Source organism: Arcobacter venerupis (assembly GCF_013201665.1).
Lineage (GTDB): Bacteria > Campylobacterota > Campylobacteria > Campylobacterales > Arcobacteraceae > Aliarcobacter > Aliarcobacter venerupis.
This window is the reverse complement of sequence record NZ_CP053840.1, coordinates 452,776-473,051: the sequence shown is the minus strand read 5'-3', so window position 1 is coordinate 473,051 and position 20,276 is coordinate 452,776. Positions and strand designations below refer to the sequence as shown.

The following is a 20,276-nucleotide window of genomic DNA, read 5'->3' as shown; positions in this document are numbered from 1 at the left end:
CTTAAGTGTAAGGGGATAAAATATGAGTGAAATGGTTGACATCACAATCAATGGAGCACAAATGCAAGCTAGCAAAGGCAGCTTGTTAATTGACAAGTTATTGGATGAAAACATCCATATACCTCATTTTTGTTATCACCAAGCCTTAGGAAAAGATGGAAATTGTAGAATGTGTATGGTTGAAATTGAGGGTCAAAAAAGACCTCAAATTGCCTGTGACACTCCTATTAAAGATGGAATGATTGTAAGAACAACGGGTAAAAATATTGAAAAAGTTAGAAGAGATATTCTTGAACTTGAACTTATTAATCATCCAATAGATTGTCCTACTTGCGATCAAGCAGGAGAGTGTAAACTACAAGATTACTACATGTTATCTGGTTTTTATGAATCGCGAATAAATGTAGAAGCAAAAAATCATGCAAGAAAAAGAACTGACTTAGGTTCTAACGTAATGCTTGATCAAGAAAGATGTGTACTTTGTACTAGATGTATAAGATTTTGCTCAAATATTACAAAAACAAATGAGTTAGGTGTTATAAATAGAGGAGATCACTCAGTGATTGGAACTTTCCCTGGAAAGCCTCTTGATAATCCTTATGCTATGAATGTTATTGATATTTGTCCAGTTGGAGCTTTAACAAATAAAGACTTTAGATTTAAACAAAGAGTTTGGTTCTTAGAGACTTTTGATGCAATTTGTAATGGTTGTTCAAAAGGGTGCAATATTTATGTTGATCATAGAAAAGAAAAATATAAAGATGACCAAATTTTCAGATTTAGACCAAGAGTAAATAAAGCTATAAATGGTTGGTTTATGTGTGATGAGGGAAGATTATCTTACACAAATGAAAGCACAAATAGATTTGAAACTGCACAAATTGATAAAAATCCAACATTAATTGATAATACAATTACACATATTTTTAAAGAACTATCAACAAATAAAAATATTCTGTTTGTATTAAGTGCAAATCTTTCTTATGAAGAGATGTTAAATGTAAAAAATTTAGCAATTAAATTAAATGTTCAAGTTTCTGGTTATTCTCCAAATACAATAGATGAAAATTTTGGAGATGATTATTTAAAAAATAATGATAGAGCGGTTAATCGAAACTCATTTAAAGAGTTAGAAATAAATGAAACAAAAGAGTTCTTTGATTCATCATTAAATTCTGCTTCTTTAGTAATAATAATAGAAAATAACTATTTTGATAATAATAAATCTTTACTTGAAAATAAAAAAGTAATCTCTTTATTTAGTCATAACTGTGAAACTATTCAATATTCAAATGTTGCTATTCCTCTTGCTTCATTTTATGAGAAATCAGGGACATATATAAATGCGGATGGAATTAAACAAAAAGTTATTTCAAAAATGAATAAAAATACTCCACAAAAAACTATTACAACAATAATCGAAGATCTAAAATCTATGATTGAGAAAGGAACTGTATGAGTACTTCATCAATAGTTATTATAATTGTAAATATATTTATAACTGTTATTCTAGCAGTTGGATTAACTCCTGTTTTTGTATGGTGGGAGAGAAGGATATCTGCGTTTATGCAAGATAGAAGTGGTCCAAATAGATGTCATATTGGACCATTTAGATTAGGTGGTGTAATACAAAGTTTTGCTGATATGTTAAAACTTATATTCAAAGAAGACTTTACAGCTTCACATATAAAATATAAATTTTTCTTTACAATAGCACCTGTTATTGTATTTTTCTGTTCTTTTTTAACATTTGCAGTTATTCCATTTGCTGATGTTTTAGTAATTGACGGAAAAGAAAATATTATGCAAGCAATTCCAAATCAATTGGGAATTATGTGGTTTTTAGCCTTTGCAGGACTTAGTGTTTATGGAATTATTCTTGGAGGATATTCTTCTGGAAGTAAATATGGACTTTTAGGTTCAATTAGAGCTTCAGCTCAGGTTATTTCATATGAAGCCGCTATGGGACTTGCAATTATCTCTATGATTATATCTTATGGTTCAATTCATTTAACAGATATAGTAAATGCTCAAGCTGGAACTTATTTTGGCGTTGTTCCTATGTGGGGAATATTTATACAACCATTGGCTGCTATTATTTTTATAGTTTGTTCCTTTGCAGAAACAAATAGAGCTCCATTTGACTTAGCAGAGGGAGAATCAGAGTTAGTTGCTGGTTATCATACAGAATATTCAGCTATGAAATTTGGACTTTTTCAAGTTGGGGAATATGCAGCAATGAGTGCATCAAGTGCACTTATAGTGACTTTGTTTTTTGGTGGTTATCAAATCCCATGGCTAGATACTCAAGCAATTCAAAGTAATATTATTTATGTAATTAGTGCAATAGTAATAATTCTTCCAATTAAAATCTATTTTTTTATTAGATGGATGAAAAAAAATAATCGTGCAATTGGAGCTAATAAGTCAAGGGAAAAAGAGACAAAAGTTTTAACAGCTGTATTCTCTTCTATAGCTGTATTTATTATGATTGTATTAATCGCTTTTTTAATCACTGGACTTGGAACTAATGGTGTAAATATTGCAACAGCAGTTATACAAGTAGGGACTTTTTTAATTAAATTTTTTATGATGGCTTTTGTTTATATTTGGGTTAGATGGACAGTTTTAAGATTCAGATATGATCAATTACAAATGTTAGGTTGGAAAGTACTAATTCCATTAGCACTTTTAAATATCGTAATAACTGCAATCTTTGTTGTAGTAAGAGGAAGTTAAAATGGGAATAAAAGTAGTACCAAGATACGGTAAATCATTCAAAGATAAACTATACCTTCCTGCAATTGCAGGGGGAATGAAAACAACATTTAAACATTTTGTTAAAAACCTTACTGATATAAATAATTTAAAAACTATGCAATATCCAGAAGTTCAACCGACAGATTTAAATGAAAGATATAGAGGTGTTCACAGGCTTACAAAACATGAAAATGACACTGAAAAATGTGTTGCATGTTTTATGTGTGCAACTGCCTGTCCAGCTGATTGTATTTTTATTGAAGCCCAAGAGAGATTTGATGGTTATGATGAAAAAAGGCCAAAAGAGTTTAAAATTGACCTTTTAGAGTGTGTGTTTTGTGGATATTGTGTTGAAGCTTGTCCTTGTGATGCAATTAGAATGGATACAGGAATTTTTGCATTTACAGCTAGTAAAAGAGAAGATTTTATACTTGATAAAAAAGCATTAATGGCAAATGAAAGATCAAAGGATTTAAACAATGGCTGATTTAATTTTTATTGCATTGGCATTTTTAGCAATTAGTGGTGCAATTGCCATGATTGTATATACAAATCCAATGTATAGTGCCCTTGGTATTTTAATAACAATGTTAAGTGTTGCTGGAATGTTTGCACTTTTAAATGCAACATTTTTATTTCTAGTTCAAATTATTGTTTATGCTGGTGCAATTATGACACTAATTTTATTCATATTGATGTTCTTAAATATTAAAGAAGAAGATTTACCAAAAGAGCCAAATAAATATAAGCTGATAGCTATTGGGGCTATTATTATGATTCCATTAAATATTCTTATATTAAAAGCTGTTGCTAAATTACCTGAAAAAGATTTAAGTATTAGTAACACAGAATTTGGAGATATAAAACCCGTAGGAATGGAACTATATAATAATTGGTTTATTGCTTTTGAATTAATTTCTATTTTACTATTAATTGCACTTATTGGTTCAGTTGTACTTGCAAAAAGAAGAAAATCTAAACTTAATAACGAAGGAGAACAATTATGATTTCATTAACATCTTACGCCTTTGTATCAATGATGTTATTCTCTATTGGAGTAATTGGAGTGATTGCAAGAAGAAATATCTTCGTTATTTATATGTCACTTGAACTTATGCTAAATGGAGTTAATCTATTTTTAGTAACCTTTGCTAGATACCATTTTAATATGGATCCACAAATTATTACAATTATGGTTATATCAATTGCTGCTGCTGAGGCTGCAATATTTTTATCTGTTATAATTTTATTATACAGATCAAGAAAATCTTTGGATACTGATATTTTCAATACTCTAACACAGGGGGAAAATTCATGAATACCTCACTATTAGTATGGATTATTTTGGCTCCTCTTTTAGGATCAATTTTAAGTGGTTTATTATATTTTTACAACATAAAAAAAAGTAAGATATCTGATATTTATTTTTCATTAATTGGAACAATAACTCCTTTTATCTCTTTTTTAATAACTCTTTCTCTATTTTTAAGAATGAATGATGAAAAAATTATCTTTAAACAACAACTTTTCACTTGGTTAAGTGTTGATAAATTAAATATTGAAATGGCTTTTTTAGGTGATAATCTTTCAATATTTATGTCAATGTTTGTAACTTTTGTTGGTTGGCTAATTCATATTTATGCAGTTGGATATATGAAAGGTGACAGTGGATATGGTAAATTTTTTGCCTATTTTAACTTATTTCTAGCTTCTATGTTAATTTTAGTATTAGCTGATAATCCAATTATTTTATTTATAGGATGGGAAGGTGTTGGAGTTTGTTCATACCTTTTAATTAAATTCTATTATGGAAATGCTATGAATGTATTAGCTGCAAACAAAGCATTTATCGCAAATAGAGTTGGGGATTTTGGTTTTATATTAGGAATTGTAACTCTATTTTTTGCCTTAGGTCAAGTTGATTTATCTTTTGATTCAATTGAAGCAAACTTAGGTAATGTTTCAAATGAATTATTACTTCTTTCAGGTTTTTTATTATTCATTGGAGCCATGGGAAAATCAGCTCAAATTCCTCTTTATGTTTGGCTTCCTGATGCAATGGCAGGACCTACTCCAATTTCAGCTTTAATTCATGCAGCAACAATGGTAACAGCTGGGGTTTATATGGTTGCTAGATTTCACTTTTTATATGCTGGAATCGAAGAAATAGGATTATTCATAGCTTATATTGGAGCTTTTTCAGCTTTATTTGCAGCAATCATTGCTACAAGACAAACAGACATTAAAAAAATTCTAGCTTACTCAACTATGAGTCAATTAGGGTATATGTTCATTGCCGTTGGACTTGGTTTTTATTCAACTGGACTTTTTCATGTATTTACACATGCATTTTTTAAAGCAATGTTATTCATGGGAGCAGGTGGTGTAATTATGGCAGTTCATCATGAACAAAATATTTTCAAAATTGCACAACATAGAGCAACTTTACCAATTATTGGAACAACTTTTTTAGTTGGAGTTATTGCAATTTCTGGGATTCCTCCATTTTCTGGATTCTTTTCAAAAGATGCAATATTAGCAGCTGCTTTTCAAGAAGGTCAATATTTTATTTGGATAATTGGTATGTTTACAGCCTTTTTAACAGCATTTTATATGTTTAGAATGTACTACATAGTTTTTGTGGCACCAAACCATCACAATGAACATTATGTTTACACATCAAAAACAATAACTATTCCTTTATTGATTTTAGCTATTGGTGCTATTGGTGCTGGTTTTTTAAATCTTCCTGCTGTTTTTGGTGGAAATCATTTTGTAGATACTTGGTTAGAACAACTTCACTCAAAACATATTCACATGAGTCACTTAACAGAGTATGTTTTAATGATTCTATCAGTTATAGTTGCAGCTGCTGGAATTGTAGTAGCTCATAAAAAATATGCAAAATTTGATGTAACAAAACCAGAAGATGAAACAGGAATAATAGGAAATAAATTTTATATTGATGAGATTTATAATGTTTTATTTGTTCAATCAACAAAAAAACTATCAACATTTATTGATAAAGTTTTAGATGAAAAAGTTATTGATGCATTTGTTATGAATTCATCAATTGGTTTTGTAAATATTGGTAAAAGAGTTGCCATGATACAAAATGCAAATGTTAGATTTTATGCTGCATTTATGCTAATAGGTATGACTTCAATCTTTATCTATTTATATATCACATTAGGATTATAGTATGAGTTCAGATATTCTTTCATTTATTATATTTTTACCTGCTGTTGTTGCATTTGGATTAATGATGACAACAAGAGATGTAAATGCAATTAGAAATATAGCCTTTTTAACTACAACTGTAATTTTGGCACTTGTATTAAAAATATATATTGAATTTGCTCCAAGTGCAGGTATGCAATTTGTTACAAATGTTCCTTGGATTGAAACTTATGGAATAAATTATTATATTGGATTAGATGGTTTTTCTCTTACTATTTTAATGATGATTGCTATTTTAATTCCAACTGCTTATTTATTATTATGGGAAGGAAAAACAAAAGGTTATTGGATAAATATGCTTTTAGTTCAAACAGGAGTAACAGGTACTTTATTATCTTTAGATATTGTACTTTTCTACTTCTTTTGGGAAGTTATGCTTTTACCAGTATTCTTAATGATTGGTTCTTACGGCTTTGGTGACAAAGTATTTACAACTATTAAAGTAACTGTTTATACAATGGCTGGTTCATTATTAATGTTCATTTCAATTTTATATTTAGGTGTTTCTTATCATAATGAATTTGGTGTTTGGTCTTTTGCTTATGATAAATTAATGCTAATTACAACTATTCCTTACGATACAAAAGTTTGGTTATTTTTAGCATTTTTAGCTGCTTTTGCTATTAAAATCCCAATTTTTCCACTTCACACTTGGATTATGGAAACATATAAAAATGCCCCAACTGGTGCAGTTTTTTTATTATCATCAATTATGGCAAAACTTGGAGTTTATGCAATAGTTAGATTTATGATTCCAATATTTCCAGAAATTTATGTTGAATTTTCAACTTGGTTTGTAGCTATTGGATTATTTGGACTTGTTTATTTTGGAATTGCAGCACTTATGCAAGACGATATTAAAAGAATGTTTGCTTATTCATCAGCATCTCACTTAAGTTTTATCTCTGCTGGTATTTTTTCCCTTAACTCTTATGGAATAAATGGAGCATTATATTTAATAATTGCACACGCAATTGCAACTGGAGCTCTGTTTTTACTTGTTGGATTAATGCATGAACAAACAGGATTTAAAACTATAAAAGACTTAGGTGGAATTGCAAAAAAAGCTCCAATATTCACTTTTATATTTGCTGTTATGTTATTTGCAAACATTGGACTTCCAGGAACAAATGGTTTTGTATCTGAACTTTTAATCATTTTTGGTATTTATGAATTTAATCATACTTTAGGATATATAGCAACTCTTACTGTAATAATTGGAGCTTCTTATATGTTATGGATGTTTCAAAGAGCAATATTGCAAAATAGACCTGAGGGTTCAAAAGAACTTGTAATGAGAGATTTAAAAATAAAAGAGATTATAGGATTTATTCCATGGGTAATTTTAGTATTTTTAATGGGATTTTATCCAGAAATTTTTATGAATAAATTTGAACCAACTGTAACTCACTACTTAAATGATATTTTACAAATTGGAGCTGAAAAATGAGTCAAATTATCTATTTACTTCCTGAACTAATTATATTAACTGGTGCATTAGTACTTATGTTTATGAGTATGTATGAAAAATTTGTTGTAAAAGATTTTATTATTGTTTCTTCATTTTTTCTAATTATTGCATTAGGTTTTACTTTATGTAATGTAAATAACTCTTTTTCAGTTCAACCTTATATGAGTTTATTAAACAATGTTTTAACTTTTGATACTTTTTCAAACTTTTTCAACATTTTATTAATAAGTAGTACATTGCTTACTCTTTTAATTGGTGAACATTATTTCCAACATAGATCTTATTTTAAAGGTGAATTTTTTTCAATTTTACTTTTTGCTTTATTTGGAATGATGATTTTAGCCCATGCAAATGAGTTAGTAACTGCTTACGTTGCACTAGAAATTGCATCTTTTTCAGTTTATATTATGGTTGGTTATAACTCTGATGACTCAAAAAGGGTTGAAGCAATTTTCAAATATTTAGTTTTGGGATCATTTATTGGAGCTTTTTATCTTTTAGGTGTTGTTTTAATTTATGGAGCAACTCAAAGTACAAACTTAGCTAATATATCTGCATTTATAGGAACAGCTAGTTCTGATGATATGATTCTTGTGTATATTGGATTAACATTAATCTTATTTACATTTTTATTTAAAATCGCAGCCTTTCCATTTCAATCATGGGTTCTTGATGTTTATCGAGGGGCACCGATGGTTATTACAGCCTATATGGCCTCAACTTTTAAAATTGCAATTTTCTCATTTTTCTTAAGAACAATACTAAACTATATTTCACCAATTATAGATTTCTGGGATGGAATTTTGACTGTAATTATTGTTTTAACATTAATCTTTGGAACTTGGTTAGCAATTACTCAAAAAATTGTAAAAAGAATGTTAACAGCATCATCTATTGTTCATACGGGATATTTACTTTTAGCGTTCATTGCATTAAGTTATAAAGATGGATATATTATTAATATTGACGCTGCATATGCAACAATGTTTTATTTAATTGCATATTTGTTATCAGCTCTTGGAGCTTTTGGATTAGCTTCACATATTATTTCAGAAACAAATGTAAAAGTTACTTATGATGATTTTAAAGGTTTAGCAAAAGAGAGACCTTTTTTAGCAGCTATGATGACAATATTTTTATTTTCATTAGCAGGAATTCCTTCAACTATTGGATTTATAGGTAAACTTTATGTATTTACAGAAGCCATTAATGCGGGATACACTATCTTAACAATTATTGCAATATTTGCAACAATAGTTTCAATATATTACTATTTTAAATTAATAGCGGTAATGTATTTTTATCCTCCAAAAGTTGAATGTATTTCAGTTGAATTTAATGATAAAAGAGTTTCAACATATGCTATTGCTTTTGTTGCAATATTAACTGTTTTAGGTGGAATAGGTTCAGCAATTGTGTTTTTTATTCCTGCTATGAATATTGATCAAATAATTAATTTAACTCAATTAGCTGTTCAATCATTATTTATAAAATAGACTGTGTTAATAAGTAACATTTTTTCTTCGTGATAATTAATTTTTTCTTCTAAGACCATCTTAATTAAAAGCCCTAACTAGGGCTTTCTTGTCCAATTTTATCCACTTTTCTTACCTTTTTTTTAACAAAAATATAATGATGTTTGAAGTAGTTTTAAGCTATTATTTCGCTATTATTCTAAAAAATCTAAATCGCAGAAAGGATAGCAAATGAGTGACCTAATAGAAGGTTATTTGGGGAAAACAGAAGAAGGAAAGAAAAGTAGATTGCCTGCAAAACTTGATTTTATGCAAAGTTTTACGGGAGGATTTTTAGCTTTATTTATGTGGGGGCATATGCTTTTTGTCTCATCAATTTTAATCAGCAAAGATTTTATGTATACAATTACAAAATTCTTTGAAGGTAGTTTTATTTTCAATGAAGGGCAACCAATCATTGTTTCTATAATTGCGTTTATAGTATTTGTAATTTTTATTGTTCATGCCGCATTAGGTATGAGAAAATTACCTAGTAATTTTAAACAATATCAAGTTATGAAAGCTCATGCAAAAAGTATGAATCACGATGACACAAAACTGTGGTTTACTCAAGCCTTTACAGGTTTTGCAATGTTTTTCTTGGGTTCAGTTCACTTATATATTATTATGACTCATGCAGATGCAATCGGACCATATGAAAGTGCAGATAGAGTTTGGTCTGAATATATGTGGCCTTTATATATTCTTTTATTATTAGCTGTTGAATTTCATGGAACAATTGGTCTTTATAGATTGTGTGTTAAATGGGGTTGGTTTGATGGTGAAAATCCTAAAGCTACAAGAAAAACACTAAAAAAAGTTAAATGGTCTTTAACTGTATTTTTCTTAGTATTAGGATTTGCTTCATTAGCAGCTTATATGAAAATTGGTATGGAAAATGCGGCAAATGGAACAGTTGGTCAAAAATATACTCCAACTGCAAGTGTAATAGAATACAAAATTACAAATAAAAGTGTTGGGGGAATTGCATAATGAAAATTAATTACTGTGATGCATTAGTAATTGGTGGAGGACTTGCAGGTTTAAGAGCTGCTGTTGCTGCACAAAAAAAAGGTTTAAGTACAACTGTTTTATCTTTAGTTCCTGTAAAAAGATCACATAGTGCTGCTGCTCAAGGTGGTATGCAAGCATCTTTAGGTAACTCAAAAATGTCTGATGGTGATAATGAAGATTTACACTTTGCTGATACTGTAAAAGGTTCTGACTGGGGATGTGATCAAGTAGTTGCCCGAATGTTCGTACACACTGCACCAAAAGCAATTAGAGAATTAGCATCGTGGGGGGTTCCTTGGTCTAGAGTTAAAGAGGGATCAAGAGAAGCAGTTATCAATGCAAAAAAAACAACAATTACTGAAGATGCTGATAGACATGGATTAATTACATCAAGAGACTTTGGTGGAACTAAAAAATGGAGAACTTGTTATACAGCAGATGCAACTGGACATACTATGTTATTTGGTGTTGCAAATGAAGCTTTAAGACATAATGTTGATATTAGAGATAGAAAAGAAGCTTTATCAATTATCCATGAAGATGGAAGATGTTATGGAGCAATTGTAAGAGATTTAATTACAGGTGAATTAGAAGCTTATGTTGCAAAAGGTACATGTATCGCAACTGGTGGATATGGTAGAGTATTTAAACAAACTACAAATGCTGTAATTTGTGAAGGTATTGGGGCAGCGATTGCTCTTGAAACTGGAATTGCAACTTTAGGAAATATGGAAGCAGTACAATTTCACCCAACACCAATCGTACCATCAGGTATTTTATTAACTGAGGGTTGTAGAGGAGATGGTGGAATCTTAAGAGACGTTGATGGTCATAGATTTATGCCAGATTATGAACCTGAGAAAAAAGAACTAGCTTCAAGAGACGTTGTTTCAAGAAGAATGATTGAACATATCAGAAATGGTAAAGGTGTTCCTTCTCCGTATGGTTTCCACGTATGGTTAGATATTTCTATTCTTGGACGTGAACATATTGAGAAAAATCTAAGAGACGTTCAAGAAATTTGCCAAATTTTTAATGGAATTGATCCAGCAGATGAGGGTAAAAAAGGATGGGCACCAGTTCTTCCAATGCAACACTACTCAATGGGTGGAATTAGAACAAAACCAACTGGTGAGTCACAAACTTTAAATGGTTTATTTGTTTGTGGTGAAGCTTCTTGTTGGGATATGCATGGATTTAATAGACTTGGAGGGAACTCAGTTTCTGAAACAGTTGTTGCTGGTATGATTGTTGGTAACTATTTTGCTGATTATTGTTTGGCTAATGATGTTACAATTCCAACAAAAACGGTTCAAACGTTTTTAGATAAACAAGACAATTATTTAAATGAAATTTTAGCTTATGAAGGTAATGAAGATATTTTCAAAATCAAAAATAGAATGCAATTATTAATGGATGAAAAAGTTGGTATCTTTAGAGATGGTATTCACTTACAAGAAGCTGTAACTGAACTTGAAGAGTTATTAAAGAAAACAAAACATATCAATGTTAAATCAAAAGAAAGAGTTGGAAATCCAGAGCTTGAAGAAGCATATAGAGTTCCAAGAATGTTAAAAATTGCATTATGTGTTGCACTAGGTGCATTACAAAGAACAGAATCAAGAGGTGCTCACTATAGAGAAGACTTCTTAAAAAGAGATGATGCAAATTGGTTAAATAGAACATTAACTTCTTGGCCAGATGCAAATCAAACTCTTCCAACTATTTCTTATGAAGCATTAGATATTATGACTATGGAAATGCCTCCTGCATTTAGAGGATATGGTGCAAAAGGGATGATTATAGAAAATGAATTATCTGAAAAAAGACAATTAGAAGTTGATGAAATTAGTGAAAAATTAAGTGCAGAGGGTAAAGATAGACATGAAATCCAACATGCTTTAATGCCATTTGATTTACCAATGAACTATAGAGAGAATAACGAAAGAGCAGGAGATTTATAATGAGTATTGAAAAAGGTAGAGATATTACAATATCAGTTTTAAAATTCAATCCAAGAAGTAAGGTTTCTAAACCTCACTTTGTTGATTATCATTTAGAAGAAACTCCAGGTATGACTCTTTTCATTGCTTTAATGAAAATTAGAGAAGAAAAAGATGCTGATTTATCTTTTGACTTTGTTTGTCGTGCTGGAATTTGTGGAAGTTGTGGAATGGTTGTAAATGGTAAACCAACTCTTGCTTGTAGAACTTTAATTGCTAATTACCCAAGTGGTAAATTACAATTAATGCCTATGCCTGCATTTGAACTAATCAAAGATTTATCTGTTAATACTGGTAAATGGATGGATAGTATGTCAAAAAGAGTTGAATCATGGATTCATAATGACCATGAAGTAAACATTTCAAAATTAGAAGATAGAATCGATCCAGATGTAGCAAATGAGACATTTGAATTAGATAGATGTATTGAATGTGGTATTTGTGTTGCTTCTTGTGGGACAGCATTAATGAGACCAGATTTTGTGGGACCTGTTGGATTAAATAGAGTTGCAAGATTTGAAGTAGATCCACATGATAAAAGAAGTGCAGAAGATTTTTATGAATTAATTGGTGATGATAATGGAATATTTGGTTGTATGTCTTTAATGGCGTGTGAAGACCATTGTCCAAAACACTTACCATTACAAAATAAAATCGCTTACTTAAGAAGAAAACTAGTAGCACTTAGATAGTTATAACGAAGGATTTTTCCTTCGTTAATATAATAAATATAAAAAGTTAAATATCATAAGTGATATTTAACTTTTTATATTTTTGGGAGATTTAAAATGAGTTTAACAAACGATTATTTCTTACTATATCATGGTATTACATTTGAACAAAATTTAGATATAGAACCTATGGATTTAGACCTAGATAAAGAAATATTTACAATTTTTGCATTAATATTAAGTGCAACTAGAAAAAATTTTGACAAGTATTTACCACTTACTTCATTCAAAACTTTATGTCAACAAATAAAGGTTAAAAGTCCTTCAAATATTAATGAATTAAATCATTTACAACATAATATTCTTGAAACAATTCTTTTAAATAAATCAAAACTAAATGTATCTATTTTACACTCATCTTTTGAGTATCTAAAACAAGAAGCAATATTAAATAATGAAAACTATACAAAATTAATATCTTTATTTGATTCAAAAGAGTTAAATCTTCAAGAAGATGATAATACAATTAATGCTGATTCAATAAATGATAAAATAGTAAAAAATTCATTTAAAGATTTAAAATCTACTGTAGAAAAATTAATAGCTGATATAAAAGTTGATTTAACAAATCAAGAAATTTTAGATGAATTAGAAACAACAAAAAATTATCTAAATAATCAAAAGTTCTCTATTGGAATTACTGGTGTTATGAATGCGGGTAAATCAACAATGTTAAATGCTTTAATGGGACGAGAGATTCTTGGAAGCGCTGTTGTTCCTGAAACTGCAAATTTAACTATAGTTAAATACAATCCAACTGATAATGCAAAAGTTTTTTATTGGAATACTCATGAGTGGGATAGAATTTTAAAATCAGCAGAACAACTTGAATCAATGAAAGAGTTTGTGAATGAAACAAACAAAATCTTTGGGGATGAACTACAAAATTATATAAAACCTGTTTCTAGATTTGATGAAGTTGATATTAATGACTTATCATCTTATACATCAGCAGAAGCAAGTGGTAAAAAATGTAATCTTGTAAAATATGTTGAACTTGGTTCTCAACTTGATTTTTTAAGTGATGGAATTGAGATAGTTGACACACCAGGCCTTGATGACCCAGTTATTCAAAGGGAAGAGATTACAAAAGAGTATATCAGTGCTTGTGACATGATGTTACATCTTATGAATGTATCTCAAAGTGCAACACTAAAAGATGTTGAGTTTATTATTGATGCCCTACTTTACCAAAATATCTCAAAACTTTTAGTTGTAATTACGCGAGCTGATACTGTTTCAAAAGAGCAACTTGAAGAAGTTATTAACTATACAAAATCTTCAATAGAAAAACAGTTAAGAGCTCAAAATAAAGATTCTCAACTTGATTATATTTTAAAAACTATCAAATTTATTCCTATTTCTGGAAGAATGGCACTATTACATAGAACTGGACGAGAACAAGAAGCTCTTGATGCTGGATATACACTTGAAGATACAGGAATTTTAGAAATTGAGAAATATCTAAATGAAACCTTATTTGGTTCAAATTCACAAAAAGGTGAACTTGTAATTCAATCATCTAAAAATCAATTACAAAAAATACTTGAAAAACAAACTTCTTTTTACAACTATGAATTAAAACTTTTATCAAAATCAAAAGATGAATTGGAAAAAGAACTTCAAGATTTCAACAAGAAAAAAGTAGTAAATACTAGAATTTTTCAAGCTATGAATGAAGATATTAATTACTATAAAAATGACTCAAAAGCTTACATAGATTCCCTAGAAACATTTTTACAAAGTGAACTTTTAGAACTTCAAAATGTGATTAAAAAAAGAGTTGTGGGAGATGTAAGATACTCTTTTGAAAAAACAAAAAAAAGACCTGAAAATTCAAGAATAAAAGTTATTGTTGAGACTGCAATTAAAGATGGAATTATTGATGTTATTAGAGATTATAGATATAAATTTATCAAAAAATCTCAAACTATTGGTGAACAATGTGAACAAAAATATCATGATTTAGGTTTTACAATTGGACATAAAAATGATAACTTTGATGCTAGAGGATTTTTCCAAGATGATTTTAAAGCAGGTTTTTTAACATCTAATAATGAGGTTTTAATTTCTTTAGTTATTGATGCTGTTTCAAAAGCAAAAGAAGCAAAATTAAGTGAACTTGACAGGGAAGTTGAACTTTTAATAAAAAACCAATTTACTTCAATTGAAGAAGATATTAAAGCAAAAGCTAAAAAAGTTAGTTCATTATTAATTGAATCTTTCTTTGCAACTTTAAATGCTCCTTTACGAACTTTTGAGCAAAAACTTAAAAATGATGAAGAACTTCTTAAAAATCAAATCAGTTCATTTGAAGAAAATGATAAAAATAAAGCTCAGTTATCTATTGATATTCATAAAAATATTAAAAAACTTGAGAACATTTCTACAACAATAAAAGGATTACACTAATGAGTGCAAATTTTAATATCCTAAAAAGTTTTGTAACTGAGTATAAAGAAACATATACAATTCACGAAATAGTTTATGAAGAGGGATTAGTAGGAGACATAAAAAAAGTTCAAGCTAAACTTTTGGATGAAAAATTCCTACCTTCAAATCAACTTGTTGGTATTTTAAATAAACAAATTAGACGAGCTAGATACCCAATTGAAATTGCAATTACAGGACAATTTTCTTCTGGAAAATCTACATTTTTAAATGCTTTACTTGCAAGGAATGTACTTCCAACAGGAATTACACCAGTTACTTCAAAGGTAAACTTTATAAATTATGGAGAAGAGTATAAACTAAAAATTACATATTATTCAGGTGCTCAAGAATTTGCTCCAATAGAAGCAATTGCTGATTTTACAGATCAAAGACAACACGAAATGAAAGATATAAAATATCTTACCCTTTATGCTCCTATGGATATTTTAAAAGATATTTCATTTGTTGATACACCAGGACTTAACTCTCAATCTCAAAGTGATACTGATACAACTAGAAAAGTTCTAAGAGATGTTGGAGGAATTATTTGGTTAACTCTTATTGATAATGCAGGAAAACTTTCAGAAGCAGAAGTTTTAGAAGAGTATATGCAACACTTTAAAAACAAATCTTTATGTGTTTTAAATCAAAAAGATAAGTTAACTCCTGAGCAAGTTGAAACAACTACAAAATACGTAACTGAAAAATTTGGGAAATATTTTGCACAAGTTACTCCTATTTCTGCAAAAATGGCACTGGAATCAAGAGCACATCAAAAAAGAGTATTACTTGATGATTCATTTGAAGCTATTACAAAAGAGTTTAAAACTGAACTAAATAAAAATATTGGTGTTTCTACTTTAGATTTTTTCCAAGATAGATTTGAAGAATTCCACAAAAAAATTAGTGAAATTAACACAAAAGATATGTCAGGAGATATGAAACTTTTAAAAGAATCTAATATCAACCAAGTTCTGGAATTTATTGAAAATACAATTAGACCACAAGCAGCAGAAACAAAAGAGTTTGCAATTAAAAAAGATTTAAGAGGCATTTGTGATATTCTTTCTAAAGAGTATGAAACAATTACAAAAGTTTATGATGTTTTAATTGATGTATTAAAAGCTTGTGAACCAAAAGTTATTGAACAATTTGAAAATATTCAGAAAAAATATTCAAAAGAGTTATTTAATATTTATAACTCATTAGAAACAATTATGGAAAAAATTGCCCATGAAACATACAAAAATATTAAAAGAAAACCAGCTTTTAGATTTGAAGAATCAAAAAGTTTCTTAGGTGGGAAAATAGAAAAATTCCAATATGAAACATTTTGGATTGATTCAGATGCAATTTATAAAAGCCTATTTTATGATGACCAAACTATTGATAAAATGTTTAAAAGGTCAATTAAACTATTAAAAAATATTGAACTAAACACAGATGAATCTTTCAAAGATGTATACAATCTAATTAATAATGAAGTTAGAAAATGGCAAGAACCATATGAACTTCTTAGAAAACACAGAGAAATTGCTTCAGATTTAGAATTTTCAAATACAAGACACTTTGCTGCAAAAGTATATGAAAATGTTTTAAAAACATACCATACAGCTATTTTAGAAAATATATCTGCATTAAGAAAAAAATTCGCTTACTTCAATGGAGCCTTATCATATTCTTATATTCAAACTACACAAGCGACTATTAGCCACTTTGAACAACAAATATCTGAATCTGAAGAGTTATATAAAAAAGAGCCAACAAGATTTTCTATCTCTCACCCAAGAGAAGATGAAATCGTTGGAAAATTAAAAGCAAATTTTGCATTTGAGAAAATTGAAGATTTCTTAACTTCAAAAAGAAACTATCTGTTTAAAATAGTAAAATACTCAAAAGAGCAATACTTAGAGATAAATGAAGATAGAATAAATTTTGTAAAATCAAAAAAAGAACAATATCTTGATAAAATTAAAGATTTAGAAAAAATAAAAGAAGAGATTTAATTCTCTTTTTTTATTTAGATTTTTCATCCTCATAAATCTTCAATCCCTATTTTCAATTCCAATATTTTATTTAACCTAATTTATATAAATAATAAAATATCTTTATAATGTGACACTATTTGTGATACTAAAAAAGTATAATAAGAAATACAGTTATAAAAGTAAAGGGGAAAATATGAACACTTCAAGTCTAATATCAACACTAGGTTCAAATAGTCAAGATTATAGTAATTCAAATAAAAATCATAATGTTAATAAAGAAAAAAATGATGCATTTGAAAGTTTAATTTCTTCAAAAACAGCTAATGAAGAAAAAACTTTTGTAAATAAAGAAAATGACGAAGTTATAAAAGAAGAACCTTCAACTCAAAGTCTTTACGAGGACATAATTTCTTTACTTAAAACAGGTTTTACTGTTGGAGAGTTAAAAGGATTTGAAGAAAAATTAAAAGAAATTCTAAAGATGAAAGATGATAATAAATCAACTAATGAAGAAATAGAAACTGCTTTAAAAAAATTAACTCTTGAAATACAAGAAGCTAAAAAAAGAGTTAGTGGGCAAGTTATACAAAAAGCAGATGAGAATACAACTCAATCAAATAATTCAGCTCAAGATATTGGAGCATTTGATTTTGATACAGCTATTATGAATATAAAAGATATGCTTCAAGAGATACAAAATAATCCAAAAAACATAAATCGTGATGATAATTCTAATGAGGATAAAGCTTATGATAAATTAAAATTGTTATTAAAAATGAGTTAATAAGAAAAAGAAAAGAATTAAAAAGGGGAGAGTAAAATGGAAATATTATCAACAAATAGTAATCCTTATTCAACTATATCATCATCACAAACTTCAACAACACAAAATAGTAATAACTCATTTGCTACACTTTTAAATACTCAAATAGAAGAAACAACAGAAAAAAAAGAAACATTTAGAGTTGTAGCTTTTATTGATAAATATACAAGTTTTTCATCTCTATCACCAACAGAAGAAAGAATATTTAGAGATATTTTAGCTGATGATTATTTTACACTAGCAGAAATACAAAGTTTGAGTTTTGAACAAGTTAAAAAACTTGGAGATTTTTTAGATTCTGCACTTTATGGAAGTGGCATATCTGCTGATAAAATTCCTCTTGTGAAAAGTACAGATATTAAAATTGGTGCAATGTTTACAGCTACAAAAATGACTGATAATGAAGATTTTAATAAGGCTGTATTTGAAACAGTTCAAACAATTGACGAACAAATAGAAATGTTATATTTTTTTGATAGATTATCTGCTAATTTGGGTTGGAATGATAAAAGATGTTTAATTCCCCAAAGAGATAATCCAGAACTTAGAAAAAACTCTACAAAAGAGAATTGGGAAATATCAGATTATAAAAAATTTATGGAAGCAATAGTAAAAGAGTATTATGAACTGGTTAAAAATCCTGTTATCTCAGAGGAAGATAGAAAGTTGTATCAAAAATTATTAAATGATTTTATAATTCTTCAAAAAAAACATAATGAAATAAAGAGTAATTCTTAATATATTTAAAAAGTAAACTAAAGATGAACATATGCTAAAGATATAAATGCAAGTTTTATAAGTATCAAATAAGGATATACATATTGATAAAAATCTTAGAACTTCTCAATTAAATAGACAAATAGTTGATGGTTATGATTATTTCAAAAAAATTATAATCAAGCAGTAAGAAAACTATATTATGCATAAAAAGGGAGTAATCATGACTATAAACTCAAATACACAATCATTTAGCTCGTTAAATGGGGCAATAAAAGTAACTCAAAGCTCACAAGCAGAAAGTAGTTTTACTACTCAAACAAAAAAATTAACTGATTCAGTTAGTATAGATATAAGTTCAAATAGTGAATCATTAGAAGAAGAGACAGTTATTCAAGCTAGAAATGGTTACGTAAATGAAGAAAAAGAAGCACGAATTAAAATTATGCGGGAATACTATTCAAGTGCTGTTGAAGAAAATAATCAATTCGAAAATCCTTATAATCATATTTGGGATAAATATAAGAATACTTCTTCTCCTTATTATATACAAGGGTTAACTAAAGAAGAAAGAAATGCTGCATATACTAATGAACTCCGCTTCCAAAGAAATGGAAAAGATAATGGTAATTTAATGTTAAAAGATGACCCTATTTTTAAATCAGGTGGACCAGTATCAGGTGGAGTTATAGAAACAGCAGAAAGAAAAGCATACGATAGAGAAAAAGTAAATGGACAATTTCAATCTTTGTTAGATAAATATAATATCTCAATTCCACAAGATACTAAACTTTCATTTACCATTGACCCAAATACTCTAAAAGCAACTGTTACTGGAACTGATGATGAAACTCTTGCTAAATCAGTTGAAGATGTTATAAATACTGCTGATAATGCTAAACAACTATTTTTACATATTAGTTCAAGTCGTTCAGATGATTCAACACAATATAATGCAGAATCATCTTCAAAATATGGTTTAGTTCAAAATATAAAAGATGTAACAGGTTATAACTTAAAAGATTTAGAAATAAAAGATGGAAAGTTCGTGACAGAAGATGGAACAGATGTATTTGAAATATATGCAAAAAAGATTAATGAAAATCCAAATAAGTCTGATTTTACAAAACAGATGACTCTAGGTTCAGATGGAGCAGAGTTGGCAAAACTTGCAAGAAATGGATTTGATTCAGTGCCAGATTTAGTTTTATCAATAGATTATCAAAATGGTTCATTTTATGATGTAAAACAAAGTGAAAATTTTGGAACCCAAAAAAGTGGTTGGATTAAAGAGTGGAAAGAAGCACTTTTTGATAAAAAAAAATCGCAAGGAGCTGATTCTATGACTGAATCTGACTATTCAGATACAACACAATTTACTAAAAAATATGATGATATTGATTTAACAAATAATAAAAATAATACAAAAAAAGACAATAAAGAAGTTTTAAGTAAAGAGGAACTTATGTTGAAATATTTGTTTGGGGATGGAAAAGAATCAAAAGAAGATAATGAGAAGAATCAAATAAATAATACTTCACTTAAGAATTAAGATAAAGTTGAAAGAATAAAGGGAGTAATC

General features: G+C 28.4%; 16 protein-coding genes. All 16 read left to right on the top strand.

Features of this window, described 5'->3' with window-relative positions; all coding sequences use genetic code 11:
* Positions 1 to 22: 22 nt before the first annotated feature.
* A complete protein-coding gene (locus AVENP_RS02320; protein WP_128357803.1) occupies positions 23 to 1,459 on the top strand; it encodes a 2Fe-2S iron-sulfur cluster-binding protein in 1,437 nt (478 codons plus the stop codon).
* Positions 1,456 to 2,739 (top strand): complex I subunit 1/NuoH family protein, encoded by a 1,284-nt coding sequence (locus AVENP_RS02315; RefSeq protein ID WP_128357804.1) that lies wholly within the window; start codon positions 1,456 to 1,458, stop codon positions 2,737 to 2,739. Before AVENP_RS02320 ends, AVENP_RS02315 begins: the two co-directional genes overlap by 4 nt.
* Position 2,740: 1 nt before the next feature.
* Entirely contained in the window at positions 2,741 to 3,247 is a 507-nt protein-coding gene (locus tag AVENP_RS02310) for a NuoI/complex I 23 kDa subunit family protein (RefSeq protein WP_128357805.1), read from the top strand.
* A complete protein-coding gene (locus tag AVENP_RS02305) occupies positions 3,240 to 3,767 on the top strand; it encodes an NADH-quinone oxidoreductase subunit J family protein (RefSeq protein WP_128357806.1) in 528 nt (175 codons plus the stop codon). Before AVENP_RS02310 ends, AVENP_RS02305 begins: the two co-directional genes overlap by 8 nt.
* Positions 3,764 to 4,078, top strand: coding sequence for an NADH-quinone oxidoreductase subunit NuoK (gene nuoK, locus AVENP_RS02300; RefSeq protein WP_128357807.1), 315 nt, complete (start codon positions 3,764 to 3,766; stop codon positions 4,076 to 4,078). The genes AVENP_RS02305 and nuoK overlap by 4 nt, the downstream gene beginning before the upstream one ends.
* The gene (nuoL, locus tag AVENP_RS02295) at positions 4,075 to 5,961 is read left to right on the top strand and encodes an NADH-quinone oxidoreductase subunit L (protein ID WP_128357808.1); all 1,887 of its coding nucleotides are present in this window, start codon (positions 4,075 to 4,077) and stop codon (positions 5,959 to 5,961) included. Before nuoK ends, nuoL begins: the two co-directional genes overlap by 4 nt.
* 1 nt (position 5,962) lies before the next feature.
* Positions 5,963 to 7,450 (top strand): complex I subunit 4 family protein, encoded by a 1,488-nt coding sequence (locus AVENP_RS02290; RefSeq protein ID WP_128357809.1) that lies wholly within the window; start codon positions 5,963 to 5,965, stop codon positions 7,448 to 7,450.
* Positions 7,447 to 8,967 (top strand): NADH-quinone oxidoreductase subunit N, encoded by a 1,521-nt coding sequence (locus tag AVENP_RS02285; RefSeq protein ID WP_128357810.1) that lies wholly within the window; start codon positions 7,447 to 7,449, stop codon positions 8,965 to 8,967. The genes AVENP_RS02290 and AVENP_RS02285 overlap by 4 nt, the downstream gene beginning before the upstream one ends.
* A gap of 210 nt (positions 8,968 to 9,177) precedes the next feature.
* Positions 9,178 to 9,978, top strand: coding sequence for a fumarate reductase cytochrome b subunit (locus AVENP_RS02280; protein ID WP_128357811.1), 801 nt, complete (start codon positions 9,178 to 9,180; stop codon positions 9,976 to 9,978).
* Positions 9,978 to 11,963 (top strand): fumarate reductase flavoprotein subunit, encoded by a 1,986-nt coding sequence (locus tag AVENP_RS02275; RefSeq protein ID WP_172664197.1) that lies wholly within the window; start codon positions 9,978 to 9,980, stop codon positions 11,961 to 11,963. Before AVENP_RS02280 ends, AVENP_RS02275 begins: the two co-directional genes overlap by 1 nt.
* Positions 11,963 to 12,694, top strand: coding sequence for a fumarate reductase iron-sulfur subunit (locus AVENP_RS02270; RefSeq protein WP_172664195.1), 732 nt, complete (start codon positions 11,963 to 11,965; stop codon positions 12,692 to 12,694). The genes AVENP_RS02275 and AVENP_RS02270 overlap by 1 nt, the downstream gene beginning before the upstream one ends.
* 96 nt (positions 12,695 to 12,790) lie before the next feature.
* The gene (locus AVENP_RS02265; protein ID WP_128359310.1) at positions 12,791 to 15,145 is read left to right on the top strand and encodes a dynamin family protein; all 2,355 of its coding nucleotides are present in this window, start codon (positions 12,791 to 12,793) and stop codon (positions 15,143 to 15,145) included.
* Positions 15,145 to 17,172 carry a dynamin family protein gene (locus tag AVENP_RS02260; protein WP_128359309.1) on the top strand — a complete coding sequence of 676 codons (2,028 nt, stop codon included), beginning with the start codon at positions 15,145 to 15,147 and terminating at the stop codon, positions 17,170 to 17,172. The genes AVENP_RS02265 and AVENP_RS02260 overlap by 1 nt, the downstream gene beginning before the upstream one ends.
* A gap of 175 nt (positions 17,173 to 17,347) precedes the next feature.
* Entirely contained in the window at positions 17,348 to 17,938 is a 591-nt protein-coding gene (locus AVENP_RS02255; protein WP_128359308.1) for a hypothetical protein, read from the top strand.
* 36 nt (positions 17,939 to 17,974) lie between these two features.
* Entirely contained in the window at positions 17,975 to 18,715 is a 741-nt protein-coding gene (locus AVENP_RS02250; protein WP_128359307.1) for a hypothetical protein, read from the top strand.
* Positions 18,716 to 18,917: 202 nt separating this feature from the next.
* Entirely contained in the window at positions 18,918 to 20,246 is a 1,329-nt protein-coding gene (locus AVENP_RS02245; protein WP_172664194.1) for a DUF4885 family protein, read from the top strand.
* The last annotated feature ends 30 nt before the right edge of the window (positions 20,247 to 20,276 follow it).

Excerpts from the sequence above, each read along its gene's own strand:
- AVENP_RS02320 (WP_128357803.1), top strand. The coding sequence starts at position 23 with ATGAGTGAAATGGTTGACATCACAATCAATGGAGCACAAATGCAAGCT.
- AVENP_RS02315 (WP_128357804.1), top strand. The coding sequence starts at position 1,456 with ATGAGTACTTCATCAATAGTTATTATAATTGTAAATATATTTATAACT.
- AVENP_RS02310 (WP_128357805.1), top strand. The coding sequence starts at position 2,741 with ATGGGAATAAAAGTAGTACCAAGATACGGTAAATCATTCAAAGATAAA.
- AVENP_RS02305 (WP_128357806.1), top strand. The coding sequence starts at position 3,240 with ATGGCTGATTTAATTTTTATTGCATTGGCATTTTTAGCAATTAGTGGT.
- nuoK (WP_128357807.1), top strand. The coding sequence starts at position 3,764 with ATGATTTCATTAACATCTTACGCCTTTGTATCAATGATGTTATTCTCT.
- nuoL (WP_128357808.1), top strand. The coding sequence starts at position 4,075 with ATGAATACCTCACTATTAGTATGGATTATTTTGGCTCCTCTTTTAGGA.
- AVENP_RS02290 (WP_128357809.1), top strand. The coding sequence starts at position 5,963 with ATGAGTTCAGATATTCTTTCATTTATTATATTTTTACCTGCTGTTGTT.
- AVENP_RS02285 (WP_128357810.1), top strand. The coding sequence starts at position 7,447 with ATGAGTCAAATTATCTATTTACTTCCTGAACTAATTATATTAACTGGT.
- AVENP_RS02280 (WP_128357811.1), top strand. The coding sequence starts at position 9,178 with ATGAGTGACCTAATAGAAGGTTATTTGGGGAAAACAGAAGAAGGAAAG.
- AVENP_RS02275 (WP_172664197.1), top strand. The coding sequence starts at position 9,978 with ATGAAAATTAATTACTGTGATGCATTAGTAATTGGTGGAGGACTTGCA.
- AVENP_RS02270 (WP_172664195.1), top strand. The coding sequence starts at position 11,963 with ATGAGTATTGAAAAAGGTAGAGATATTACAATATCAGTTTTAAAATTC.
- AVENP_RS02265 (WP_128359310.1), top strand. The coding sequence starts at position 12,791 with ATGAGTTTAACAAACGATTATTTCTTACTATATCATGGTATTACATTT.
- AVENP_RS02260 (WP_128359309.1), top strand. The coding sequence starts at position 15,145 with ATGAGTGCAAATTTTAATATCCTAAAAAGTTTTGTAACTGAGTATAAA.
- AVENP_RS02255 (WP_128359308.1), top strand. The coding sequence starts at position 17,348 with ATGAACACTTCAAGTCTAATATCAACACTAGGTTCAAATAGTCAAGAT.
- AVENP_RS02250 (WP_128359307.1), top strand. The coding sequence starts at position 17,975 with ATGGAAATATTATCAACAAATAGTAATCCTTATTCAACTATATCATCA.
- AVENP_RS02245 (WP_172664194.1), top strand. The coding sequence starts at position 18,918 with ATGACTATAAACTCAAATACACAATCATTTAGCTCGTTAAATGGGGCA.